Origin of the sequence: Roseibium sp. FZY0029 (assembly GCF_036350355.1) — a bacterium.
In the GTDB taxonomy this organism is placed as follows: Bacteria; Pseudomonadota; Alphaproteobacteria; order Rhizobiales; family Stappiaceae; genus Roseibium.
In genome coordinates this window covers 414188-438471 of record NZ_JAZDVZ010000005.1, presented here as the reverse complement: position 1 = coordinate 438471, position 24284 = coordinate 414188, and the positions used below count along the sequence as shown (strand labels likewise).

The 24284-nt window shown below is 57.0% G+C and carries 24 protein-coding genes; 12 read left to right on the top strand and 12 right to left on the bottom strand.

Going from position 1 to position 24284, the window contains the following annotated elements; genetic code table 11:
• Positions 1-53 precede the first annotated feature (53 nt).
• Complete coding sequence (locus tag V1T76_RS16800) at positions 54-470, bottom strand: phosphopantetheine adenylyltransferase (RefSeq protein ID WP_330561794.1); 417 nt, start codon at positions 468-470, stop codon at positions 54-56.
• A 165-nt stretch (positions 471-635) separates the two neighbouring features.
• Between V1T76_RS16800 and coaD the strand changes: the two genes are divergently transcribed.
• The 5 genes from coaD to tgt all read left to right on the top strand — a co-directional run bounded on the left by coaD (position 636) and on the right by tgt (position 4672).
• The gene (coaD, locus tag V1T76_RS16795) at positions 636-1142 is read left to right on the top strand and encodes a pantetheine-phosphate adenylyltransferase (protein WP_006933366.1); all 507 of its coding nucleotides are present in this window, start codon (positions 636-638) and stop codon (positions 1140-1142) included.
• 82 nt (positions 1143-1224) lie between these two features.
• Positions 1225-1722: a peptidylprolyl isomerase gene (locus V1T76_RS16790; RefSeq protein ID WP_330561981.1), complete on the top strand. Its 498-nt coding sequence runs from the start codon at positions 1225-1227 to the stop codon at positions 1720-1722.
• 44 nt (positions 1723-1766) lie between these two features.
• Positions 1767-2240, top strand: a complete 474-nt coding sequence (locus tag V1T76_RS16785) for a peptidylprolyl isomerase (protein ID WP_330561793.1) — start codon at positions 1767-1769, stop codon at positions 2238-2240.
• Between the two features lie 194 nt (positions 2241-2434).
• Positions 2435-3508, top strand: coding sequence for a tRNA preQ1(34) S-adenosylmethionine ribosyltransferase-isomerase QueA (queA, locus tag V1T76_RS16780; RefSeq protein ID WP_330561792.1), 1074 nt, complete (start codon positions 2435-2437; stop codon positions 3506-3508).
• Between the two features lie 9 nt (positions 3509-3517).
• The gene (tgt, locus tag V1T76_RS16775) at positions 3518-4672 is read left to right on the top strand and encodes a tRNA guanosine(34) transglycosylase Tgt (protein ID WP_330561791.1); all 1155 of its coding nucleotides are present in this window, start codon (positions 3518-3520) and stop codon (positions 4670-4672) included.
• A gap of 35 nt (positions 4673-4707) precedes the next feature.
• On the opposite strand, the gene V1T76_RS16770 is transcribed toward tgt, so the two are convergent.
• The 3 genes from V1T76_RS16770 to galU form a co-directional block, all read right to left on the bottom strand.
• Complete coding sequence (locus V1T76_RS16770) at positions 4708-5142, bottom strand: DUF4864 domain-containing protein (RefSeq protein WP_330561790.1); 435 nt, start codon at positions 5140-5142, stop codon at positions 4708-4710.
• A gap of 185 nt (positions 5143-5327) precedes the next feature.
• On the bottom strand, positions 5328-6632 hold the full coding sequence (locus tag V1T76_RS16765; protein WP_330561789.1) for a nucleotide sugar dehydrogenase: 1305 nt from the start codon (positions 6630-6632) through the stop codon (positions 5328-5330).
• A 111-nt stretch (positions 6633-6743) separates the two neighbouring features.
• A complete protein-coding gene (gene galU / locus V1T76_RS16760) occupies positions 6744-7637 on the bottom strand; it encodes a UTP--glucose-1-phosphate uridylyltransferase GalU (RefSeq protein ID WP_330561788.1) in 894 nt (297 codons plus the stop codon).
• Positions 7638-8029: 392 nt separating this feature from the next.
• Between galU and kdsA the strand changes: the two genes are divergently transcribed.
• Together kdsA and eno are read left to right on the top strand one after the other, a co-directional pair.
• Positions 8030-8878, top strand: coding sequence for a 3-deoxy-8-phosphooctulonate synthase (kdsA, locus tag V1T76_RS16755; protein WP_330561787.1), 849 nt, complete (start codon positions 8030-8032; stop codon positions 8876-8878).
• A 143-nt stretch (positions 8879-9021) separates the two neighbouring features.
• The gene (gene eno, locus V1T76_RS16750) at positions 9022-10296 is read left to right on the top strand and encodes a phosphopyruvate hydratase (protein ID WP_330561785.1); all 1275 of its coding nucleotides are present in this window, start codon (positions 9022-9024) and stop codon (positions 10294-10296) included.
• Positions 10297-10373: 77 nt separating this feature from the next.
• Here the strand turns inward: eno and V1T76_RS16745 are convergent, their stop codons facing one another.
• The 4 genes from V1T76_RS16745 to V1T76_RS16730 form a co-directional block, all read right to left on the bottom strand.
• Positions 10374-11048 carry a DsbA family oxidoreductase gene (locus V1T76_RS16745; RefSeq protein ID WP_330561784.1) on the bottom strand — a complete coding sequence of 225 codons (675 nt, stop codon included), beginning with the start codon at positions 11046-11048 and terminating at the stop codon, positions 10374-10376.
• Positions 11049-11167: 119 nt separating this feature from the next.
• Positions 11168-12349, bottom strand: a complete 1182-nt coding sequence (locus tag V1T76_RS16740; RefSeq protein WP_330561783.1) for a hypothetical protein — start codon at positions 12347-12349, stop codon at positions 11168-11170.
• 13 nt (positions 12350-12362) lie between these two features.
• On the bottom strand, positions 12363-13994 hold the full coding sequence (locus V1T76_RS16735; protein WP_330561782.1) for a class I adenylate-forming enzyme family protein: 1632 nt from the start codon (positions 13992-13994) through the stop codon (positions 12363-12365).
• 24 nt (positions 13995-14018) lie between these two features.
• On the bottom strand, positions 14019-15890 hold the full coding sequence (locus V1T76_RS16730) for an extracellular solute-binding protein (protein ID WP_330561781.1): 1872 nt from the start codon (positions 15888-15890) through the stop codon (positions 14019-14021).
• A 322-nt stretch (positions 15891-16212) separates the two neighbouring features.
• Between V1T76_RS16730 and V1T76_RS16725 the strand changes: the two genes are divergently transcribed.
• Positions 16213-16767, top strand: a complete 555-nt coding sequence (locus tag V1T76_RS16725; RefSeq protein ID WP_330561780.1) for an invasion associated locus B family protein — start codon at positions 16213-16215, stop codon at positions 16765-16767.
• A 103-nt stretch (positions 16768-16870) separates the two neighbouring features.
• Here the strand turns inward: V1T76_RS16725 and hspQ are convergent, their stop codons facing one another.
• The 3 genes from hspQ to V1T76_RS16710 all read right to left on the bottom strand — a co-directional run bounded on the left by hspQ (position 16871) and on the right by V1T76_RS16710 (position 19384).
• Positions 16871-17194 (bottom strand): heat shock protein HspQ, encoded by a 324-nt coding sequence (gene hspQ / locus V1T76_RS16720; protein ID WP_022998644.1) that lies wholly within the window; start codon positions 17192-17194, stop codon positions 16871-16873.
• Between the two features lie 102 nt (positions 17195-17296).
• On the bottom strand, positions 17297-18337 hold the full coding sequence (locus V1T76_RS16715) for an HpcH/HpaI aldolase/citrate lyase family protein (protein WP_330561779.1): 1041 nt from the start codon (positions 18335-18337) through the stop codon (positions 17297-17299).
• A gap of 81 nt (positions 18338-18418) precedes the next feature.
• Positions 18419-19384 carry a lysophospholipid acyltransferase family protein gene (locus tag V1T76_RS16710; RefSeq protein ID WP_330561778.1) on the bottom strand — a complete coding sequence of 322 codons (966 nt, stop codon included), beginning with the start codon at positions 19382-19384 and terminating at the stop codon, positions 18419-18421.
• 224 nt (positions 19385-19608) lie between these two features.
• Between V1T76_RS16710 and V1T76_RS16705 the strand changes: the two genes are divergently transcribed.
• Together V1T76_RS16705 and V1T76_RS16700 are read left to right on the top strand one after the other, a co-directional pair.
• On the top strand, positions 19609-20565 hold the full coding sequence (locus V1T76_RS16705; protein ID WP_006934390.1) for an AEC family transporter: 957 nt from the start codon (positions 19609-19611) through the stop codon (positions 20563-20565).
• Positions 20566-20606: 41 nt separating this feature from the next.
• A complete protein-coding gene (locus V1T76_RS16700; RefSeq protein ID WP_330561777.1) occupies positions 20607-21029 on the top strand; it encodes a DUF1801 domain-containing protein in 423 nt (140 codons plus the stop codon).
• Positions 21030-21049: 20 nt separating this feature from the next.
• On the opposite strand, the gene V1T76_RS16695 is transcribed toward V1T76_RS16700, so the two are convergent.
• A complete protein-coding gene (locus tag V1T76_RS16695; RefSeq protein ID WP_330561776.1) occupies positions 21050-22252 on the bottom strand; it encodes a UbiH/UbiF family hydroxylase in 1203 nt (400 codons plus the stop codon).
• Between the two features lie 178 nt (positions 22253-22430).
• On the opposite strand from V1T76_RS16695, the gene V1T76_RS16690 reads away from it, so the two are divergent.
• Both V1T76_RS16690 and V1T76_RS16685 read left to right on the top strand, forming a co-directional pair.
• Entirely contained in the window at positions 22431-23366 is a 936-nt protein-coding gene (locus V1T76_RS16690; protein ID WP_330561775.1) for a DUF2182 domain-containing protein, read from the top strand.
• Between the two features lie 181 nt (positions 23367-23547).
• Positions 23548-24264 carry a CDP-alcohol phosphatidyltransferase family protein gene (locus tag V1T76_RS16685; RefSeq protein WP_330561774.1) on the top strand — a complete coding sequence of 239 codons (717 nt, stop codon included), beginning with the start codon at positions 23548-23550 and terminating at the stop codon, positions 24262-24264.
• Positions 24265-24284 lie beyond the last annotated feature (20 nt).

Here is a 24284-nt window from a genome sequence, read left to right as displayed (position 1 = left end):
TGGAACCTGAGCCGCTGTTTGCCGTTACGGGGAAGAAAGGTCTGAGACGAAACTCAGTTGGCCACGGGGTAGCGGGCCAGAATGGTTTCGTTGGCGGTCGGTGCGGTTTTTTCGACCGTGACAAAGGACACGTTGCGAACGCGGGACGCGCCGGTCAGGGCAGCTGCACAATCTTCACTCCACGCACCCCAGGTCTGGGACTGGCAGGCTTTTGTTGCCGGTGCCTGCACCTCACGATCTGATTTGGTGCTCGCAAGTCCCTGCGTTGCCATGTTGGTCAGGCCTTCCGCCTGGGAAGCGTTGCCCGGGGGCATGCTCATCATGCCCGCTGCAATCATGGTCAGCAAAGCCAGAACGAAAATGGCTGCCATCTTGAAGTGACCGGCCGGATCGATTGCCTTTGTCTGCAAAGAGAACGGACGTACAGCGATTGCCGTTGCGGTCCGGTCGATTGTGGTAGTGCTCCTCATGGTACTGGCTCCTGCTCACGCCAATTGATTTCGATGGAGCCACCTTGACCCAGGCCTGCATAGAGAGATGTGACGACCGTCACACAATGTCAGTTACTGGCAAAAGACCCGTTTAGACTTGCGTTCCACTTGTTAGGTCGGAGCAGGCAGAGTAAGGAAGGGGCCATGAATCGTATTGCGCTTTATCCAGGATCCTTTGATCCTGTTACCAACGGCCACATGGATATACTTCGCCAGTCGCTTGCACTGGCTGACAGGGTTGTTGTTGCCATCGGTGTGCATCCCGGAAAGTCGCCCCTGTTTTCCTTCAAGGAACGGGTCGAGTTGATCCATGCGTCCGCAAGGTCCGAATTCACACCGGAGGAAGCCGAGCGGATCGATGTGATCGCGTTCGACAATCTGGTGATCGAGACAGCGCGGCAGCAAAAGGCAGCCTATCTGGTTCGTGGCCTGCGTGATGGCACCGATCTCGACTATGAGATGCAGATGGCGGGCATGAACGGCACCCTTGAGCCGGACATACGAACGGTATTTCTTCCTGCATCTCCGCCTGTGCGCCACATCACGGCCACCTTGGTGCGTCAAATCGCAAAGATGGGCGGTGAAATTTCCGCTTTTGTTCCGGAACCGGTGGCCGAACCATTGAGGCTGCGGGCAAAAACCGGCGCATGAACCAAAGCCAAGCTCTAGACCTGAACCTTAGGAGTCTCCAGTGTCGCGCTTTTTTGCAGTTTTTGCCGTTCTGGCATCACTCTTGATCCTGCCGTCGGCTGTTAACGCCCAGGCAACCGATCCTGAAAACACGATTTATCTCGACCTGAAAGACGGTCGCGTCGTCATCCAGTTGCGTCCGGATCTTGCTCCGGCTCACGTCGAGCGGATCAAGAAACTTGCCCGCGAAGGATTTTACGACGGGATCGTCTTCCACCGCGTGATCGACGGTTTCATGGCGCAGACCGGTGATCCCACCGGAACCGGCACGGGCCGCTCTAACGAGCCAAACCTGAAAGCCGAATTTTCCGACGCGCCGTTCAAGCGCGGCACCCTCGGAATGGCGCGCTCCGCCAGCCCGGATAGTGCCAATTCGCAGTTTTTCATCATGTTCGGTGACGGCGACTGGCTGAACGGTCAGTACACAGTGTTCGGCGAAGTGGTCGATGGCATGGAATTTGTCGACAACATCACGCGCGGCGAACCGCCGGCAAACCCGGACAAGATCATCAAGATGCAAGTTGCTGCGGACGCTCAATAAGCCTCCGGCCTCACAGAATTCAAAGACACCCAAGGAGATACTCTATGGCTGACATCAAAGACGCCGAAAACACCCTTCTCATGGAAACCAGCCAGGGGCCGGTCGTTATCGAAATGAAACCGGATCTTGCGCCGACCCATGTCGCCCGCATCAAGGAACTGGTCCGCGATGGCTTCTATGACGGCATCGTCTTTCACCGCGTGATTGACGGCTTCATGGCGCAGACCGGCTGCCCGCAGGGTTCCGGCACTGGCGGTTCCGGCAAGAAACTGAAAGCGGAATTCAGCAACGAAAAGCACGTGCGCGGCACCTGTTCCATGGCCCGTGCAATGGACCCGAACTCCGGCGACAGCCAGTTCTTCATTTGCTTCACCGATGCCCCCTGGCTTGACGGTCAGTACACTGTTTGGGGTGAAGTGATCGAAGGCATGGACAATATCGACAAGATCAAACGCGGTGAGCCGGTTTCCAATCCGGACAACATCGTTTCCTTGAAAGTTGCGGCTGACGCAGCCTAAGCCTTCCGAAAAGCACTCCTTTTGAAGCAGCGCGGGCAAACACCCGCGCTGTTTTGCTTTGGATGAGGCCTCAGACTGTTGACCTGCTTCTCCGTCACCAGTAAGAGCCGCTGACTGAAAGTGCGGTTACCGGTCAGAATGGATTTGGCGCCGCATCCTGAAACTTTCCAGAGATCCGGCAGTAGCAACACGCCATGCGCGTCGACCAATTCGATTTTGATCTTCCCAACGAACGGATCGCCTTGCGCCCGGCACGGCCGCGCGATTCCGCACGTATGCTGGTTGTAAGGCCGGGGACGCAACCGCTACTATCCGACGCCGGGGTTCGTGACCTGCCGCACCTGCTGGAGCCTGGCGATGCGCTGGTTTTCAACGATACCAAGGTTATCCCTGCGCAACTCGAGGGAACACGCCTTCGAGGTGACATTAGCGCGGGCGTTGGCGCGACGCTTCACATGCGTACGGGACCAGATCGCTGGAAGGCCTTCGTCAGGCCGGCCAAGAAGCTGCAGGTCGGCGATACCGTGCTGTTCGAAGGGTTCGGCACAAGGCTGACGGCGGAAGTGACCGATAAAGGCGATAGCGGCGAAGTTCTGCTGACGTTCGATCGATCCGGTCCAGACCTTGACGTCGCCATCGCGTCCGTCGGACACATTCCGCTGCCGCCATATATCGCGCAAAAGCGTGGTGAGGACGACCAGGACCGCAAGGATTACCAGACGATATTCGCCGAGAAGGACGGCGCTGTCGCCGCTCCAACGGCAGGTCTTCATTTCACGCCGGAATTGCTGCAGGCCTTGAGCGACCGAGGTATCGAGCAGCACCGCGTAACGCTGCATGTTGGTGCGGGCACCTTCCTGCCGGTGAAGGCGGAAGACACTGCAGATCACAAGATGCACGCCGAATGGGGGGAAGTCTCTGAAGAGACCGCTGCCGCACTCCTGGCCGTCAAGGCGCGGGGAAACAAGGTTGTCAGCGTCGGCACGACTTCCCTGCGTATTCTTGAAAGTTCAGCCCAGAAAACCGGCGTCATCGCGGCATTTGCCGGGGAAACATCCATTTTCATCACGCCCGGTTATCGTTTCAAGGCAATCGACGCGCTGATGACCAACTTCCACCTTCCGCGGTCCACGCTATTCATGCTGGTGTCGGCTCTTTCGGGCCTGGACACGATGCGTCATGCCTATGCACACGCTATTTCGCAGGAATACCGTTTTTACAGTTACGGCGACGCATCGCTGCTGTTTCCGCAGGAAGGGGCCGTCTGAGGACCGAATATGACCGAAACAACCGGCACAACATTCAGCTTCAAGCTGATCACCACCGATGGCGCGGCACGGCGAGGCGAGATCACGACGCCGCACGGCGTTGTCCGCACGCCCGCTTTCATGCCGGTCGGCACCCAGGCGACCGTGAAGGCGATGTACCCGGAGCAGGTGCGCGAAACGGGTGCCGATGTGGTTCTCGGCAATACCTATCACCTGATGCTGCGCCCAACCGCAGAACGGGTAGCGAAACTTGGTGGGCTCCACACCTTCATGAACTGGCCGCACACGATCCTGACCGACAGCGGAGGGTTCCAGGTGATGTCGCTTGCGCAGCTTCGCAAACTGGATGAAGACGGCGTGCGTTTCCAAAGCCATATCGATGGTCAGAAATACCATCTGACACCGGAACGCTCCGTCGAGATCCAGGGTCTGCTCGGCTCCGATATCCAGATGCAGCTGGATGAATGCATCAAATTGCCAAGCCCGCGTGAAGAAGTTCAAAGAGCGATGGAACTGTCGCTGAGATGGGCTGAACGTTCACGCAACCAGTTTGAATCCATGGGCGGACCGGGCAAGGGGCAGGGGCTCTATGGCATCGTGCAGGGTGGTGATCAGCCCGACCTTCGGATTCGTTCTGCCGAAGAGCTCGGCAAGATGCCGTTTGAGGGCTACTCGGTTGGCGGCCTGGCGGTCGGTGAACCGCAGGACGTGATGCTGAGCATGCTCGACATCACCACACCGGTGATGCCAGCCGACAAACCGCGTTACCTGATGGGTGTCGGAACGCCGGACGACCTTCTGGAAAGCGTGAAACGTGGGATCGACCAGTTTGATTGCGTGATGCCGACAAGAGCCGGACGTCATGGTCTGGCCTATACCCGATTTGGCAAGGTCAATCTGAAGAACGCCCGGCATCAGGAAGATCCGCGACCGCTGGATGAGGCGAGCACCTGTCCCGCGTCAAGCGTCTACAGCCGAGCCTATCTGCACCATCTGGTGCGTGCAGGTGAAGGACTGGCCGGCATGCTGCTCACCTGGAACAACATCGCCTACTATCAATTCCTGATGCAGGGCATGCGCGATGCAATCGAAGCCGGGCGCTTCGAAGATTTCTATGCCAAGACCAAGGAAGACTGGGCGCGCGGAGACATTGCCGCGCTGTAACCCGGCTATCTGAATTTTGGCCCAGAGCGAAACAGCTAGGCGGAAAATCCGTCTGCTGTTGTCAGATAGCAGCCGGAGATCTTCCAACTGCCGTCATCCTGTTGCTCGAAACTGTAGAGCGCCAGCCAGTTCTTGCCCTTGGGGCCTGTTACGTAGACTTCCTGCGTCGGTCCAAGTTTGGTCATCTTAGACCGGCCGAACGTTACGCTTTGAGGCTTGTACACGGGCTGATAGCCTTGACGCACCATCTCCATAAAGAACTCGGGCGTCTGAAACCTCTGTTGCAGGGAACTGGTTGCAAAGGAGAAGGCCGCCTGGGCATTTCCCGTTGCAAAGGCACTCATCTGATTTTTGATGATCTGGTGAAAGGCACTGCTGTCGAGGCCGTCCTCGGCACGGACAGCCCCGGAGGCCAGCAACGTGCTGACGCCGGCAACCGCCACCATCTTCCAGAAACGAGCATGAGCCATGTTCGGTGTCTCCTTTCCTGAAACCTGATCAGTATACGGCTCAAAACTCTTTTCAGATTGCTAAAATACCAGCAAACCCCTGCGGCAATTACTAGCATTCTGAAGCTTTTGGAGGCAGGCGCCAGAAATCGTTTCTAAACGAAGCGCGGCGAGTTGCGGTAGGACCAGAAAATAGTCCTTTAAAATCAAAGGCGCCAAAGCTGGACCCCCTCCGGGCATTCATTCCGGTCCAGAAGTGCCGGTATGTCGGCAACGAGGCCGCGCTCATCTTTCAAAAGATCCTTTAGCACCTGCCACCCTGCGCCATCCTGGAAAAACTGACGATGTGGGACAGCAAGAACGGCAACGTCTGCTGCCTCAAGCTCACCTTGAGGCGTGAGGGTGATTCCATATTCGGCAGTGACCTCATCGGGCTGGGCGAGAGGATCGCAGACCTGAACGCTTGCGCCGAACTTTTCCAGTTCTCTGACGAGGTCCACAACCTTTGAATTGCGGGTGTCTGGCACATTGGCCTTGTAGGTGATGCCAAGCACGACAACCTTCGGCGGCATGGGCATTCCGAGCTTCACGCTTTCCTGAATCACCTTGCCGGCAATGAAAGCCGGCATTGCCTCGTTTGTCCCGCGCCCCGCCAGGATGACCTGTGGCGTCATGCCGATCTCATGCGCCTTGTGTGTCAGATAGTAGGGATCGACGCCAATGCAGTGGCCACCGACCAGTCCCGGTTGAAACGGCAGGAAGTTCCATTTGGTCGATGAGCCCTTCAGAACATCTCGTGTATCGATGCCCATCTGGTGAAACAGCATCGCCAGTTCATTCATGAGGGCGATGTTGAGATCGCGCTGCGTGTTCTCGATCACCTTTGCCGCTTCCGCCACCCGGATCGACGGCGCGAGGTGAATTCCGGCCGTGACAACTGCCCCATAGAGTTTGGCAAGCGTTTCGGCCACTTCCGGTGTTGAGCCTGAAACGATTTTGGTAATGTCCGCAAAGCCGCGCTCGGTATCACCCGGGTTGATACGTTCCGGAGAATAACCGACAGCAAAATCCTTACCGAAGATCAGGCCCGATTCCTGCTCAAGAACTGGAACGGCAATTTCCTCTGTCGCGCCCGGATACACGGTGGATTCGAACACCACGATGCCGCCGGACTTCAGATTGCGGCCAACGGTTGCCGCCGCGCTGCTGAAAGGCGACAGGTCCGGCCGTTTGGCATGATCAACCGGTGTCGGCACGGCGACGATCAGAACATCCCGGTCTTTCAGATCTGTTTCCCGACCGGAAAAAACAAGCGTTTCCTGATGCAAATCCGCTTCACTGACGGAGGCCGTGCTGTCGCGACCGCTACGCAACTCGCTCAGTCGATCTTCATTGATATCAAACCCGAGAACATCAAATCCCTTCGCAGCGAAGGCCACCGCCACGGGCAGACCGACATAACCCAGACCGATGACCGCGATCCTGGTGGCGTAAATGGAATTGTCGTGCATGAGGCATCCGGGATTGGAGCAAACGGAAAAGGCCGGATCTGCGAAAGACCCGGCCCACTCCTAATGGCTTCTGGCGAACCTTTTCAAGCCCGCAGTGAAAACGCCCGCAGATTATTCTGCGGCCATGGGCTTGCGGATGATCTCTTCCATGAAGGGAACCAGCTCCCGAGCCAGTTTCGGATCGTCCATGCCGAATGCGATATTGGCACTCAGGAAGCCGGCCTTGTTGCCGCAATCGTAGCTTCGGCCTTCGAACTTGAGCGATGCGAAGTTCTGTTCCTTCATCAAGGCGAGCATGCTGTCGGTGAGCTGAATTTCACCGCCAGCACCTTTGTCCTGATTGGACAGAAGATCGAAGATTTCCGGCTGAAGAATATAGCGGCCCGTGATCATCAGATTGGAAGGAGCCGTACCGGGCGCAGGTTTCTCGACCATGTTGGAGATCTTGTGCGCGTTGGCGCTGATTTCCCCGGCAAGTTCCACAATGCCGTACTGATCTGTCTGGTCTTCGGGAACCTCTTCCACGGCGATGATGTTGCCACCGGTATCCTGATAAAGGTCGACCATCTGCTTGAGGCAGCTGACCTGTGACTTGATGATCACGTCCGGCAGAAGGATGGCAAAGGGTTCGTTGCCGATGATATCGCGCGCGCACCAGATTGCGTGACCGAGGCCGAGCGGTGCCTGCTGGCGGGTGAAGGAAGTTGCACCTGGAACCGGACGGTGTTTTTCCAGAAGCTCCAATGCAGCGGTCTTGTTTCTTGACCTGAGCGTATCTTCCAGCTCATAGGCCATGTCGAAATGGTCTTCGATGACATGTTTGTTTCGCCCGGTGACGAATACGATATGTTCAATGCCTGCGGCCCGTGCTTCATCCACTACATACTGGATGATCGGACGGTCAACGATTGTCAGCATTTCCTTGGGGACTGCTTTTGTTGCAGGCAGGAAACGTGTGCCAAGACCTGCCACGGGCAGGATCGCTTTGCGAATGGGCTTGTTCATGTCAGGCCTTCCGATTGTCTACAAATACGAACTCAATCATCTTTTACCCACTAATAGTCATAAGAGATGCCGAACACACGGTCAAAACTCAGATCGTCCGCAGGCGCAACGTTGCAGTTTACCCAAGCAAATATCTACCAACCCCGAAATTGAGGTTCGGTTGCAAGCTTGTGCACTGCAATACTAACGCAATAACTTCCACAAAGTGATCATTTTATGTCGCGGTTGGCGCTCTCGCTTTTAAATCGATTTAAAGGCAAAGCGCTTTCCGCCAGAGCTCTGTTGCGGGCTGGGCAAAAGAGCGCTATTGAACAGCGCAAGTTCCGGGATCGGACCTGTTTCTTGAATGAGTTGCTGCGCACAAGTGGCAACCGCACTGCAAATGGTGGAAAATGACCGAGGCAAACCGCGTAGTTTCCGTAGGCAATGTTACTTTCAGCAATGACGCACCCTTCAGCCTCATTGCTGGTCCTTGCCAGCTTGAGAGCCGCGAACACGCGCTGGAATGTGCAGCGGCCATCAAGGAAATTGCGGATCGTCTCGGGATCGGCGTCATTTACAAGACATCCTACGACAAGGCCAACCGGACATCCCTGGCCGGCAAGCGGGGTGTCGGTATGGAAGACGCCATGCCGATCTTCGCCGAAGTGAAGGAAAAATTCGGCATGCCGGTCCTGACCGATGTGCACAGCCCTGAGCAATGCGCGCCGGTCGCGGAAGTTGTTGATGTTCTGCAGATCCCCGCGTTCCTCTGCCGCCAGACGGACCTGCTTGTTGCAGCCGCGAAGACCGGGCGTGTGATCAACGTCAAGAAAGGCCAGTTCCTGGCGCCCTGGGACATGAAAAACGTGCTGGGCAAGGTAACCGGTTCGGGCAACGCCAATGTAATGTTGACCGAACGTGGAGCCAGCTTCGGCTACAACACGCTTGTCACCGACATGCGCTCGCTGCCGATCATGGCACAGACCGGCGCTCCGGTCATTTTTGATGCGACCCATTCCGTCCAGCAGCCGGGCGGGCAGGGGGCTTCCACCGGCGGCGACCGGACCATGGTGCCTGTTCTGGCCCGCGCTGCCGTTGCAGTTGGCGTTGCTGGCCTCTTCATCGAAACACACCCCGATCCGGACAACGCCCCGTCCGATGGACCGAACATGGTTCCGCTCGATCAGCTCGAAGCATTGCTGGCGCAGTTGAAGGCTCTCGACAACGTCGTCAAGGCCCCGGCAGCAGCCGCAGAGTAATCAAGTTCAGCCGCGCCTAGTGTGCGGCTTTCTTTTGTGGAGCAAAAGCTCCCGGAAAAACCGCCGGTTCTCCGGCTTCCAAACGGCCGGATCCTATCCGGCAACCGTACATTTCAGGTGCATGCGACAAGGGAGTTCTTTCCATGACCGCCATTATCGATGTCATCGGCCGTCAGATTTTCGACAGCCGTGGTAACCCGACCGTCGAAGTCGACGTCTTCCTCGAAGACGGCTCTTTTGGCCGGGCAGCCGTTCCGTCCGGCGCGTCCACCGGTGCGCATGAAGCCGTTGAGCTGCGCGATGGCGGCGATCGTTTCATGGGCAAGGGCGTCCAGAACGCCGTTGATGCAGTCAATGGCGAAATCTTCGAGACCGTCGGCGGTCTGGACGCTGAAGATCAACTTCAGATCGACCAGGCGATGATCGATCTCGACGGCACCCACAACAAGTCGCGCCTCGGCGCAAACGCCATCCTTGGTGTTTCGCTTGCCGTTGCCCGCGCCGCCGCGCAAGCTTCCGGCCTGCCGCTCTACCGCTATGTTGGCGGCACGTCTGCTCGCACTTTGCCGGTTCCCATGATGAACATCATCAACGGCGGTGCGCATGCCGACAATCCGATCGACTTCCAGGAATTCATGATCATGCCGGTCGGTGCCGAGTCGCTTGGTGACGCGGTCCGCATGGGCTCTGAAATTTTCCACACCCTGAAAAAGGCGCTGAGCGCAGCCGGTCACAACACAAATGTTGGTGACGAAGGCGGCTTTGCTCCCAATCTGGAATCCACTGATGCCGCCATCGGCTTTGTCATGAAGGCAATCGAAACCGCCGGTTACAAGCCGGGCGAAGATGTCTTCCTGGCACTGGACGCGGCATCGACCGAGTTCTTCAAGGACGGCAAATACCTGCTGGAAGGCGAAGGCAAGACGCTGGCACCTGAGGAAATGGCAAAATATCTCGCTGATCTCGTGTCGCGCTACCCGATCATTTCGATCGAAGACGGTCTGGCTGAAGACGACTGGGACGGCTGGAAAGCCACCACCGACCTTATCGGCAACAAGTGCCAGCTGGTCGGCGACGATCTGTTCGTGACCAACTCTGAGCGCCTGCGCAAGGGCATCGATCTTGGTGTTGCCAACTCGATCCTCATCAAGGTCAACCAGATCGGTACGCTTTCCGAAACGCTGGATGCCGTCGAAACCGCGCACAAGGCTGCCTATACCGCAGTGATGTCCCACCGCTCGGGTGAAACCGAAGACAGCACCATCGCCGACCTCGCTGTTGCCACCAACTGCGGCCAGATCAAAACCGGATCGCTGGCCCGTTCAGACCGGCTTGCAAAGTACAACCAGCTCATCCGTATCGAGGAAGAATTGGGTGCACAGGCGGTTTATGCAGGTCGCTCGATCCTGCGTGGCTGATTTCTGCCTCCTGTGAAAATGAGAAAAGCCCCGTATTTCGTGCGGGGCTTTTTGCTTTTCGTGTCAAGTAGACACTTCTAATTGGAGATTGCAGCCTGCGGATCGGTTCGGGTTTCTTCCGCATGAAGAAGGGCTGCAGCAATGGTCTCCGGCTTTTCAGCTCCGGCCAGTACAAACCTGCCATCTATGATGAAACAGGGCACCCCGGTGATCCCTGACTTGTGGGCATTGGCAATTTGCGCCTCGACCTTGTCAAGGTCGGTTTCCGTTCCCAGGAGGTGCTCCACCAGATCAGACTGCATACCCGCTTCCTCGGCAATGCGAACCAGCACCTCAGAACGCGTGAGATCTTCCCCCTTCAGGAAGTAGGCTTTGAACAGCAGTTCCACGACCTCGTCCTGAAGATCATCATCGCGGGACCAAAGGATCAGCCTGTGACAGTCGAGCGTGTTTGGCGACAGGGTGATGTCCTCAAAGGCAAAGTCTATACCTTCTTCCTGCCCCGCGGCCTTGATCTGCCTGTAAAAAGCGTCAGCCTTGTCCAGGCCGCCAAATTTGTCGCTCAGATAGTGTTTTCTGTCCTTACCCGACTTCGGCAAGGTCGCGTCGAGCTGAAACGGGTGCCAACGAACCAGCACGTCGAGCTGTGGAACCGATTTCAACGCCGCTTCCAGGCGCCTTTTTCCGATGAAACACCAGGGGCACATCACATCGGAAACGACATCGACGGTAAGGGCGGACGGTAAGGTCATCGGACATCCAGAACGTTGGAGAGATTTTATCAGGCTAAAGACTCTGACAAATATGCCAACCCCAAATTCACGGCAGTGTTAAGGCAATGCATAAAACGCGTCGCAGGAGTGGCATCTGTTCACAGGACAGTGTGCGTAAGGATGGAGTTGATCCGCTTCTGCAGCCTTGTCGTGCCGGCTTCATTTTTCAAAACGGCCACCGGCCCGAAATCCTTCACGAGACAGACAAGGTCTTCGTCCCGGCTGGTGGCATCGGCAATTGACAACAAGGTGGTATTGATATCCTCCAGTTCCTCGGACGATGACGCGGTAATGCCGAAGTTCTCCGGTTGAAGCCGCATTTCCCAAAGATCGAGCCCGCGCGCGGCAAGACCGTTGCTGCAAGCTTCCAGATACCTGGTGTATTCCTCCACCCCAAGACCACCCTGGTTGATCCGCTGGCGCAACCACACGTGACTTTCCGCAAGCACTCTGTCGGCAAGGCGCCGTCGTTTGCCGAACCGCATCGCGGAGTTCAAGCGGTGGGAGAGTGTTTCCTTTCGGTTTTCACCGACGAGAACATCGGAAGCACCGTTCCGGAAGAGGTGAGCGATATCTTCCTCTCGCTCGCAAACAGCCAGTACCGGCAATCCGGCGAAGCGGGCATCTCTTCTGATCTGTTGCATATAGTCGACGGCGTCATCGAACGGCGCGTCTATCACAACCGCGTCGAAAGCGCGTTTCGACATGAATTCAACCGCCATGCTCCCGTCAAACGCACCGACAACTTCAACCTTTTCCTCGCTGGCATCTTGCCATTCCAGAAACCGGCCACTGAGGCCGACCACGAGCAGGCTGCTTGTCCCGGAATGATGCGGGGCGGTGCCGAAACCGGGAATTCTGCCGAAGATACGTCTGCGAAGCTGGGCCTCGTCGGATCGCAGCAATGCCCGCTGGTGGATGCAAATCAGCATCAGCAGCACTTCGTCGGGCACGATCCTGTCAATGATCGCTGTCGGTTGAAGGCCGGTCGGCAGAATATCGTCACTACCGGTGAGGATGTAAAAAGGGACTTCGCTGGCGAGGTTTTTGATTTGCGGCAAAAGCCAGGAAAAGAAATCGTCGCGGCGTTCGCCTTCAAGACTGATGATATCGACCACGATTGCCGCAGGCAGGGCCGTGGGAAGCTTGCTGCCCCTATCGAACATGCTGACGAGCGAGACGTCTAAATCTTCGGGCGCATCGCCATTGCTGCTCCGCCTCGGCCGACGTCCCGCATACCAATACGGGCCGCGCCAGGAAAGCGACGTTTCAACATCCATTCTTTATCCCCACCTACGCCACGGCGGCGGGCAAACGCTGCGTCCGCATGGTCAGCCGTTCCCGACTGATGGTTCCGTCCTCATTCCGCGGCAGAGACTGTAAAATCAGCACACGATGGGGGATCTTGGCAAGATCCACGCCTTCGGCATCCAGATAGGCAAAAAAGGCGCCTGCATCAGGAACATTCCCGGCCTCGGGAACGAGCGCTGCATACATTCTGGCACCCAGAAGCGGGTCTTCCACGATGAAGGCTGCAGCTTCCCGTATACCCGGATAACCTGCATAGACCACATCGACCGTTTCGAGATTGCCGGTACCAAGCGCGTAGTGTCCCGGTATCCCGAAGCCGGCGATGCCCCCATCTGTGAGTTCGACCTTGATATTGGTGTTCAGGAAACCGTTGCCTTCCCAGCGCACACGCCTCTGGTCACCGTTGATGGTGCGCCAGCCGACATCGGGGACAATGGGGCCCTTGACCAAAAGCGTAGGAATTTGCGCTTCCACCTCGTCGGTGACTGCGATTTCTAGGAGGGCTGGCCCGCTTTCGCACCCGATTGGCCCGCTATGCTTTCCCAGCGCGGTGGCCTTCATCTTCGCCGATGGACCTCGTGCCTTTGCGACGAGCGCAAACTCGTCAGCGATGTGAAGGTCGATAAGCCGGCGTCGGGCGACGAAGGTCGTCGGATGGGGCGCAGCGATGTTCCACGCGGCAAGCAAGGTTGTTTTCGTGTTTTCCAGTTTCCGGTCGAGCGTTTGTGCCAACGGCCCGGGTGTCATCACGATATCCGCCTGAACCTCGTTTGCATGAGCTGCGAGATTTGCAAGGGACGTCGGGTGATGCAGGTGCAAGGTGCTACCGGTCAACAGCCAGGGCGCAAGTCCTCCGCCAAGGCCAGTCAAACCGCTGAGCGAGTAGGGCAGAACCATCACGCTGGCATCGCGCACATGGGCTTCCTGCACGATCATATGCGCAACGGATACCCAGTGATTGTGACAGCGTGTGACTGGAACGTTTTCCTCACCGCTGCGGCTCCAGCAGATGGTTGCGGTGTGATCCGCAGGATCAGGTCGCTCGCTGGGGGTGAACTTCAACTCGTCACCCATTTCGGCAAGCATCGGACCAAGTTCGATCAACCCGTCCGGAATATCCTTGCCGAGCCCAAAAACAAACCGCAACGAGAACAGATCTGCGGCAACATCCCGCGCGGCAACACCAACATCACGCGTTTCGACGCGATCAGCGGCAACGAACCCCTTGGCTCCAATGGAATTCAGCGCCTCCAGAACGTTTTTCTGCCGCCAATGCAGTGGGAGGGGGGAAATGATCAGATCGGCCCGCAGCGCAGCCAGGATTGCGATGACGGTATCGACCGTATTGGGGGCCTGAACACCGACAACGTGATCGGATGAAAGGCCAACGGTCGTGTAAAAGGCCGCGAGCCGATCAATCTCCCGGTCAGCTTCGGCGTAGGTCAGCGCGCGGGGGAGGCCGCCGGTCCAGGTTGCCCTGTCCGGAGCATCGACCAGGGCAAGCCGGTCGGGGTGTTCTGCTGCTGTCTTTCGGAACATTTCATCAAGCGGCACATCGGACCAGGCTCCGCTTTGATGATACTCCTCGGACAGGCTTTCAGGCGTGGCTTTCATGTTATTCTTCGTCCATTGGTCCGATTATTGCGCCGTGGCTGACCACCAGGTGTCGTACTCGTGGCCATAAAGCGACTCGTTTTGAGGTGGTACGACCTGCTTCCAGTGAGCAACCCAATCGTCTGCGACATGGTAAAGCGGTACTGCATAGGCGCCGGAAATCAGAACGCGATCGAATGCGCGAACGGCGGAGACAAAATCGTCCCGGCTCCGCGCTCCGACGATTTCATCGATAATTGCGTCTATTGCAGGTTCGTTTGCGCCGACAAAGTTGAAGGAGCCTTCTGTTTCCGCAGCTTTTGACGACCAGCGGCCATATTGTTCGGCTCCCGGGGACAACGAGGCGGTCCAAGTATTGAACACCATATCGAAATCACGTTTGGTCCTGCGGTCTTCGAACTGGGTGGGATCGACACTGCGTACGCTTGCCTCAACACCGAGCAGCTCCAGCGTCCGGATATAGGCAAGGGCCAGCTTCTCTTCGTCTTCGTTCTTCGCCAGGATTTCAAAAGAAAGCTGCTTGCCGCTTTCGGCGTGAACAAGTTTGCCGTCCTTGAGCTTGTAGCCTGCCTTACCAAACGCTTCGAGCGCCGCCCGTAGTACTTTCCTGTCCCGGCCCGAACCATCAGCTTCGGCCGGACGCCAGGTGCCGTCCATGACTTCAGGGTCGACCGCGTCGGGGAAGGGGGCAAGAAGCTCCTTTTCGCGATCGCTAGCAGGGCGGCCGATCGACGATAGTTCCGAGTTGTCCCAGTAACCGGCCGTACGCGTGTAGAGGCCATAGTAAAGGTTTCGGTTCACCCACTCGAAATCGAACAGCATGCGCAAAGCCTTGCGCACGGCAGGGTCGGAGAATTGATCCCTGCGGGTGTTGAACGCGATACCTTGCATGGCGGCGGGGATACCAAGCGGAATCGCACGCTTGAGCACGTCGCCGTTTTTCACCGCCGGAAAATCAAGGCCCGTTGCCCAACGGGCGGGGTCGCGGAACTGAAGTGCCTGAACAAGGCCCTTTTTGAAGGATTCCTGCAATGTGGTTTCGTCGCGGAAATACTCGATCCGGATTTCATCGAAATTGTCGAAACCAGCTTTTACCGGCAGATCCTTGGCCCAGTAATCCGGGTTCTTTTCATAAACAACCAGCCGGCCCGGCTCGATTGTCTTGAACGTGTAAGGCCCGGTCCCCACTGGAGGGTTCAAGGATGATTTGTCGAAGTTTTCCGCATCGGTGCTGGCCTTCGAATAGATAGGAGCCAGTGCAATCAGAAGGGGCAATTCGCGATTGTCTCCATTTCCGAACACCAGCTTCAGCCGGTTCGGCGCGGTCACCTGCTTTTCGGTAATGGCTGCGTACCAATTGCGAAAAGGCGGGCGGCCCTTGTCGCGGATAACATCCAGAGAAAAGATGACATCCTCTACGGTAACAGGCGTTCCGTCGGAAAACCTGGCGTCCGGGTTAAGCTCGAATTCGATCCATTCCCGGCTGTCCGGCATCCGCACGCGTTGGGCCAATAGCCCATAGAGCGAAAAGGGCTCCGCATAGGAGCGAACCATCAGGCTTTCCAGGACATTGTTGCCGAATTCACGCTCCCGCATACCGCGGGCCGACGTCCAGCCCCCCTGGACGATGAAGGAATTCAGGCTGTCGAAGGTTCCCTGGACACCAAGACTAATTGTGCCGCCTTTGGGCGCATCGGGGTTGGCGTAGGGAAAAGGCTCGTCAGGACCAAGGGCGGGCGTCCCATGCATGGCGATGGCATGCGTCCAGGGAACGGTTTCTTCGTCCGCTGCGGCAGGAAGGCTGAATGTCAATACGAGCACACAAACGGACGAAGCCGCCAAACCGATCGCCTTGCCGGCATGAATAAGAAGACCGGAAACTATCGAACTACGCATCACCACCGCCGGAGATTCTGTTGATTCCCAAGCTTCAGAATAGCACACGGTTAACAGCGACGCGCCCGGCACAAACAACAAACCTCAAGATATTCAGGTTTGAATTGACCATTTGGGGTGCGTTGCAAATCGGCCACCCTCTCGCCCAAATTAAGTGTCTTACCATGGTTTAACGGTTTGAATGTTGTTACGGGCCTTGCGGTTGGTTCCGGAATGCCCCAGAACAACGCGAAAGTTTCGTACACGCACGATTGAGGACGTTTCGATGACGAGTGTTTTGAAAAGAGGATTGTTCGGATGTGCAGTAGGTGCATTCGTAGCCGTGTCTTCTTTTGCTGGTGCACCCGCAATCGCCCAGGAAGAAAAAAGCCCATGGACGAAAGCGTGTAACACCAATCCGAACACGCAGAAGCAAATCTGCTTTATTTCGATTGAATTGCGCACCAATACCGGCCAGTTCCTGAGCAACATTGCCATTCAGGAAACTGAGGGGGAAGCCCGCAAGAAGCTGCTGGTCGCCGTACCGACCGGCGTTCTGATCCAGCCTGGCGTGCGCATTCAGATCGATGACGGCAAGCCCGTTCAGGGCAAGTACAGCATCTGCGCACCCAACGCCTGCTATGCAGAACTGGCGATTGATGACTCCTTCATCAACACCATGAAGCAGGGTGGCGAAATGATTGTGGCTCCGTACAACCAGCAAGCCAAGGAAATCGTCTTCAAGATGACCCTGATCGGCTTCACCAAGGTGTACGACGGCGAGCCCATGAACCTTGCTGAATTGCAAAAGCGTCAGGAAGAGCTGCAGAGCGAATTGCAGAAGCGGGCCGACGAAGCACGTCAGAAGCTGATCGACGCTCAAAAGCAGAGCCAGTAAGAAACTGCGTTTTCAGAATTGAAGAAGGCCGGAACTTTGAAAGTTCCGGCCTTTTTCGTATTTGAACACCCATGTCAGCAGGCAAGCCAGACCACAGGTCCGTTCAGTGGATCTCCACGCTGCGTGGCAGATAGGACCCGTCGGTCTGTTCCTCGAAAATTTCTTCCACCTGCGGATGGCGCACCGGTTCTCCGGTCATGTCCGCTTCCAGGTTCTGTTCGCTGACGTAGGCCACATATTCGGTTTCCTCGTTTTCAGCGAGGAGATGATAAAACGGCTGATCGCGCAAAGGACGCACGTCTTCCGGGATCGCGTTCCACCATTCTTCCGTATTGCTGAAGGTCGGATCGACATCGAAAATCACGCCCCGGAAGGGGTAAATCCGGTGCCGGACGACCTGGCCAATTCTGAATTTTGCCGTTCGCATGGTTACTCGTCCGCATACTGCATGCACTGCCGGGATACCGTGTCGGCAGCCTGCGTGCAAGCATTGTAACATTAAACCTTAGACGACGAGCCTTGCGAAAGTCTAAAGGCCATAGACCTCCGCGCGTTCCGCGTCCTTCGATGCAACCAGTTTCGCAAGATCAACGATCACCTTCGCCTGCTTCCAGGTCGCGTCATCTTGCATCTTGCCATCAATCATCACCGCACCGGTGCCGTCCGGCATTGCTTCAAGAATTTTCCGTGCAAATGCAACCTCTCCAGGATCCGGCGAAAAGACCTTTTTCGCGATCTGGATCTGGGTCGGGTGAAGGGACCAGGCCCCCAGGCACCCCATCAGAAAAGCATTGCGGAACTGGCTTTCACAGGCTGCGGCGTCAGAAAAGTCTCCAAAAGGTCCGTAGAACGGTTTCAGGCCGTAAGACAGGCAGGCATCGACCATCTTGCCGATTGTATAGTGCCACAGATCCTGCTGATAAGCGGTCCGACTGCTTGCCCCGTCCGCGTCGGACAGCACCGCGTAGTCCGGGTGGCCGCCGCCAACCCGTGTGGTTTTCATGCCCCTCGACGCAGCAAGGTCTGCTGGCCCGAGGCTCATGCCATGCATACGCGGGCTCGCCGCTGCAATCTCCTCGACATTCTTCACGCCTTCCGCTGTTTCCAGAATAGCGTGGATCATGATCGGTTTGGAAAGACCGGCCTTGGCTTCCAGTTGCGCAAGTAGCTGATCAAGGTAGTGAATGTCCCACGCGCCTTCGACCTTGGGCAGCATCACCACATCGAGCTTTTCACCAACTGCAGGCACGATTTCCAGGAGGTCGTCCAAAAACCAGGGGCTGTTCAGACAATTGACCCTGGTCCAAAGACCGGTAGTGCCGAAGTCGTTGTCCTGTGCCATCTGGATAAACCCTCTGCGGGCATCCGTCTTGGCATCTGCGGGAATTGCGTCTTCCAGGTTGCCTAGCACGACATCGACGCTCTTGATCAGGTCCGGCACCTTGGACCGCATCTTTTCGATATGCGGTGGGACAAAATGGATCATGCGCTCCAGCGAAACGGGACGTTCGTGGTAGGGGTCCGGCGCGCCGATGGCGAGCGGCTTGTAGAATGCGCTTGGGGTTCTCATGAAACAGCTGTCCTCCACCAGTTGAAGACATAGCTATAACGCCAATGTTGCGCTGCAACCATACCCCGAAAGGAGAACTGGCTAATCGTCTTCCAAACGTGCGGCTGCAGCGCGACGAGCCTGCTTCTGCGCCGAGGTTTTGCCTGGAGGCGCCCACTTCTTGTGGATCCACATCCACTGTTCGGGATGTTCGCGGATCCAGCTTTCGAAAATCGCGTGGATACGCGCTGTTACGGCCTCGATATCCGCCTGCCGGTCTTCCGTCACCGGCACTTGAACAGCCTGTGCTTCGATCCGGAAATGAACGCCTTTCTTGCGCACGACCCGGCCCAGAACGATCGGTACGTTGCAGGACCTGGCAAGAGAGGCCGGAACAGGCGTTGCGTAGGCCATCTGATCAAAGAAGGGGACTTGCACGCCCCGCGTTTCTCGCAGATCGCCCATCATGGCGACAAGCCCGCCGCTTTTCAGGGTCGCCAGGATCTTTCGCGCAGTCTGATGGCTCTTCGACAGCAGACCGCCCTTGTAGAGGTCTTTCCGGAGGGATTTTAGCGCCTTGTCGGCTTCCGGGTTGCGCAAAGCCTGATAGACCCCGGTAATCACGATACCGCGGCGCACCGCGGGCTGTACGCACAGCTCCCAGTTTGCGCTGTGAAACGATACGAACAGGCAGGCACGCTCTCCATTCAGTACCTGTTCGCTGATCTCGTCCGCCACCGCCTCGAACCGATAGTCCTGTTTCAGAAGACGGTCGATATGGAAGGTTTCTGCCGCGACACGGCCAAGGTTTTCCCACATCCCGCCAACAATCCGTTCGCGCTCGGTGCGCGGCATGTTTGGATAAGCCTTCTTCAGATGCCGCAGGGCACGCTTGTGCCTGGCATTGAACGGCGCAAGCCGGCGCCAGAAGGCGCCCATGACGTAGGAAGCAATGTCGACGGGTATCAGGCGGAAAAGCCAGATGGCCACAGTCAGCGCTAAGCCTTCCACCCGGTTTTGCACAGCTGTCAGCTTCGGGTGTTTACGCTGCTTTTTTTTGCGGGACATTACGACCGAATGCTCTCATGTTGTCCGCCCGTCTGGAAAAGAGGGCCTTCCGACCTTGTCCGAATGAATGGGGCCTTGCGATGCGCCCTCAGACCTGATTGGAATGCGGATCACCGGAGTGACCTGCAAGTCACGCGTCCATATCCAAGCCAGGCGCAAGATGCAAGCGCCTTGAGACCCACCAAACCGCCATGCAGCGCGTCGTCTTCATCTTTGGTAATTGAATGCAGAATGTCATTTCACTGGCTCTTCCGTTTTTCGGACTGATCCTTCTCGGCTTCGGGGCCGGCAAGATCAAGAACCTGCCGGAGGCAGGTCTGAGCTGGATGAATTTCTTCGTGATCTACCTGGCACTTCCGGCGCTTTTCTTCCGTTTGCTGTCCGAAACACCGATCGAGGAACTGGCAAACGCGTCCTATATCACCGCGACGACCTTCACGACCTACATCGTGTTCGCGATCTCCTTCTGCATCGGCGTGGTGGCAACGCGGGGCAACATTGGCGAATCCACCATCCTGGGCATCGCCGGAGCCTATTCCAACATCGGCTACATGGGGCCTGGCCTGACGCTGGCCGTTCTGGGCGAGCAGGCAACTGTTCCGACAGCCCTCATCCTGGCCTTTGACAACGCGCTGATGTTCATTCTGGCACCGCTGATGATGGCATTGGCCGGTACGGACGACGAATCAATCCTTGGAACCTTGAAGAAGATCGCAATCAGGATCTTCACCCACCCCTTTATTCTGGCAACCATTGCCGGTGTGATAGCCGCCGCGTTCCAGATCAAGCCACCGCAAGCGATTGATACGCTGCTCCGTTACCTCAGCAATGCGGCCGCGCCTTGTGCCTTGTTTGCGATGGGCGTCAGCATTGCCTTGCGACCCATCGGACGGATTCCCCTGGAACTGCCGATTGTGCTGGGTGTGAAACTGCTGCTGCACCCGATCCTGATTTTCCTGCTGCTGACCTGGCTGGGTGGCTTCGATCCCAACTGGATCGCCACCGCGGTCCTGATGTCCTGCCTTCCACCCGCAACAAACGTCTTTGTCATCGCGCAGCAATATGGAACCTATGTTCAGCGAGCATCGAGTTTCGTACTGATCGGAACAGCCTTGTCGATCATTACGGTGACCGGCTTCATCTGGGCGTTGACCAGCGGCTTCCTGCCGACGGGTGGATAAACCCGTGCGGAAACAGCCGCTGAAGAACAAGAGGTTTTGCCGTGAAGGACAATCCCAACGTTCTTGCGTTGATCAAAAGCTATCCGCCGGAGATACGAGACAGGCTGCTGACGATCAGAGCTATGATCGTTGAGATTGCAACGCAGCGGGACGATGTCGGAGAACTGGAGGAAACCCTGAAATGGGGTGAAGCCAGCTATGTGACGATGCGGCCGAAAACCGGAACGACCATCAGGATCGACCGCGACAAATCCGGGGAAGGGGATGTTGCTCTTTTCGTCAATTGCCAAGCATCGCTTGTCTCCGATTGGCGCGGGATGTTCCCGGGTCTCGTTTTCGGTGGCGACAGAAGCGTTCACTTCACTTTGTCAAAGCCTCTGCCTGAGAATGCGCTCCGCCAGATGATTGCCATGGCCCTGACGTACCACACTGCCAAACGCGCGGCTGCGAAACCGCGCGCTTGAAAACAGTGCGCCATAGCCGCTTACCTGTGAAGTTGAAACGCCGTTCCCGGCGCTATTCCTTCCCGCATGAGGATGCGCCGCAATGGCCCAACCTTACCGGTCAGATACATGCCCGCGCTTCGAGCAGCCTGAACCGGCAGGAATTCGGTCAGCAGAGATCTGTTCAGCACGTCCACAGCATTGGTACGTGACCGGATATCGCTGAACCGTTTCTTTTCGTAGGAGGCGAGGAGGGTTTTGCCGCCGATGTCAGCTTGAGAGCGCGTAGCAGCGGCCACGACAGTGGTCAGGTCGCGGATGTCTCTCATGGACAGGTTCAGCCCTTGGGCGCCGATGGGTGGGAACACGTGAGCGGTCTCGCCAACAAGTGCAAGACGAGGCCCCACAAGGGAAGTGGCCGTAAGCCCGGCGAGCGGGAAGCTTTGCGGTTTTGACGCCAACTTGAAGCTTCCCAGAATGGAATGCGCGCGCCGTTCGAGCTCTGCTTCCAGGTCCTCATCGGTCATCGCCAACAGATTTGCTGCACCTTCCGCGGTTTCCACGCAAACCAGCGACGACTGCCGACCGGGCAGCGGGACCAGTGTGAACGGGCCCGTTGGAGCATGGAATTCTGTCGATATCTGCTGGTGAGGAAGACGGTGCTCCAGGTTCAGAACGACGGCAACCTGAGGGTAAGACCAGCGCTTCACCTCGATCCCGGCAGCTTCGCGCAGCGTGGACTTGCGGCCATCGGCGGCTACTGCGAGCCTTGCGGAAATTGTCCTGCCGCCGCTTGTAAAAAGTGTAGCCCGTTCATCTCCAAACTCGGCACCCTTGACGGTGTCCACGATCACCTCAAGGCCGTGCTGGGTAGCACAGGCTTTTTCAAGAACGACATTAAGTTCGCTATTCAAGATATTGAAACCAAACTCTTCCAAGCCAATTTCAGTGCAGTCGAAGATGACTTCAGGCGCTCGGAAAAGCCGACCGGTGCTGTCGATCATCCGCATCTTTTTCAAGGTCTCGGCATTGCCTTCGATGGCCGGCCAGACACCAATGTCGCGAAGAAGATCTATGGATTTCTGCCACAGCGCAGTGGTGCGGCCATCCTGTTGGTCAGCCGCAGGCGCAATCAGGACACAAGCCAGTCCCTGTTGAGCCAAGGCAAGAGCGGCAATACGCCCGGAAGGGCCTCCGCCGACGACTGCGATATCAAACTGTTCCCGCGGGTGGCTGCTGGCCATGACAAAGATCCATCTGGTTTATGCGTACCGACTTAATTGCTGTTTGCCGGTTCAAAATCAACGGGACGAATACACGCAGGGCGTACTTCACCGGATATGAGTAATATCAAATCCCGTATCCCGAAAATGCTTTAAGACATCACGAGCACATCAAAAGATACCTCGTTTCACGGTCACCATGACGAGCTTACGCACCATCCGTTCCAATGAAACCGGTTCAGTCAATCGGGAGCAGCCCCAACGTGGCTGGCCGCTTGTGCTGGCGCTTGTTGCCCTTTTGAGTGTCTCCGGCTGGGCATATCTGATTGCGATGGTCGCCGACATGGTGCCGGTAATGGACATGAGCGAAGCCGGACCCGGCATGGTGATTCTCAACAGTTTCAACCAGTTCGCAGGTCTGCCGGCAGAAGCAAGAGCCGCACTTGCCGTCCTTTGTCTGCCAACGAGCGCCACTTTCGGCATGCCAGGCACAGACATGACGGCTATCGATCTGGCGAAAATCTTCCTTATGTGGGCGATGATGGCCCTCGCAATGATGCTGCCGACAGCCATTCCGATGCTCCGCGCCTATCATTCGGCGCTTGCAGTTCGACCCGGCAACACCGCAGTATCCGGAAAGCCTGTGGTTGCCGCAATGTTTGGCTACCTTGCAGTTTGGCTCGGATATGCCGTTGTCGCCACCGCTGCTCAGTGGGCCTTGTCTGTTGCCGGCGCGATGACAAATATGATGGCCCCGGCCAGTATGGCCTTGACGGCGTCCGTCCTTCTCGCAGCCGGGCTATACCAGTTTACACCGGCCAAAAAGGCCTGCCTCAGCAGATGCTGGTATCCGCGCTGGGTGTTCGTTACGGACGAGGGGACGCCCGGTATCCTCCCGGGCTTCCGGGAAGGCTTGATTCAAGGCTGGGTTTGTCTCGGTTGCTGCTGGGCTGTCATGACGGTCATGTTTGCGGTCGGGCTGATGAACATCGTCTGGATCGCCCTGCTCGGTGCCTTGATGGCCGTTGAAAAAACCTTCCCGAGCCGGGTCCTGCCTCCCGCGATAGGGGCTGGTCTGCTGGTCTGGGCAGGCGTCCTTGTTTCGCTCATCCTTTTGGGAAACGCGACAGGCTAAATTCACCGCTATTGGCGTAGGGACTGTTTTTTAGGTTCACACTGTCATACGATTGCAATAAAGGATCGTATCAGCGTCGATGTGTGCGCCAAAGGGTTTGAGGCCCATGGCAGACAGGACACATCTCAGAACGCCAACGCTTCAGCATGTCGCGTTCGGATCACAAAAGCGAGGAAACCCCGTGGCGGATATCACACCAGGCAAAGAGAGGACTGAGCCTGCTCTGTTCCTGATCCATATCCTTACGGCTTCCGGCGCTCCCATTGCACTTATCGCCCTCCTGGCAGGTGCCCGCGAAAACTGGGCCGAAATGTTTGCCTGGCTTGGCCTTGCCTTTTTCGTTGACGGTATCGATGGGCCTCTGGCTCGCCGTTTCAAGATTGCAGAACGCCTGCCTCGCTGGTCGGGAGCGTCTCTGGATTTTGTTATCGACTACGCCACTTACGTGTTTCTTCCGGCCTTCGCGCTCTCCTGGAGCCTGATGCTGTCCAGTCCCTGGAACTGGATTTGTGGCGGGCTCGTGGTATTCACTGGCGCGCTCTATTTTGCCGACAACGGCATGAAGACGCCGGACGGCTCCTTCAAGGGCTTTCCCGCAGGCTGGAACATGGTGGTGTTCGGGCTGATGGTTCTGTCACCATCGCAGAGCTTCACGATCATCTTCGTGCTCCTGTGCTGCGCATTGACATTCGCTCCCGTCCGGTTTGTCCATCCTGTCCGTGTACGCCGGTGGCGCATGATCACCTTGCCGGTGACATTGATCTGGATGGGCCTTGCGGCTTACGCCATTCTTGATGGCATGGCGCTTGACGGCCCGGTCGCATGGTTGTTCACCGCAGCCAGCTTTTATTTGCTGCTGGTCTCCGCCGTTCAGCAGTTGCTCGACAGGGTCGACTGATCTTTTCCCGCATCAGGTAG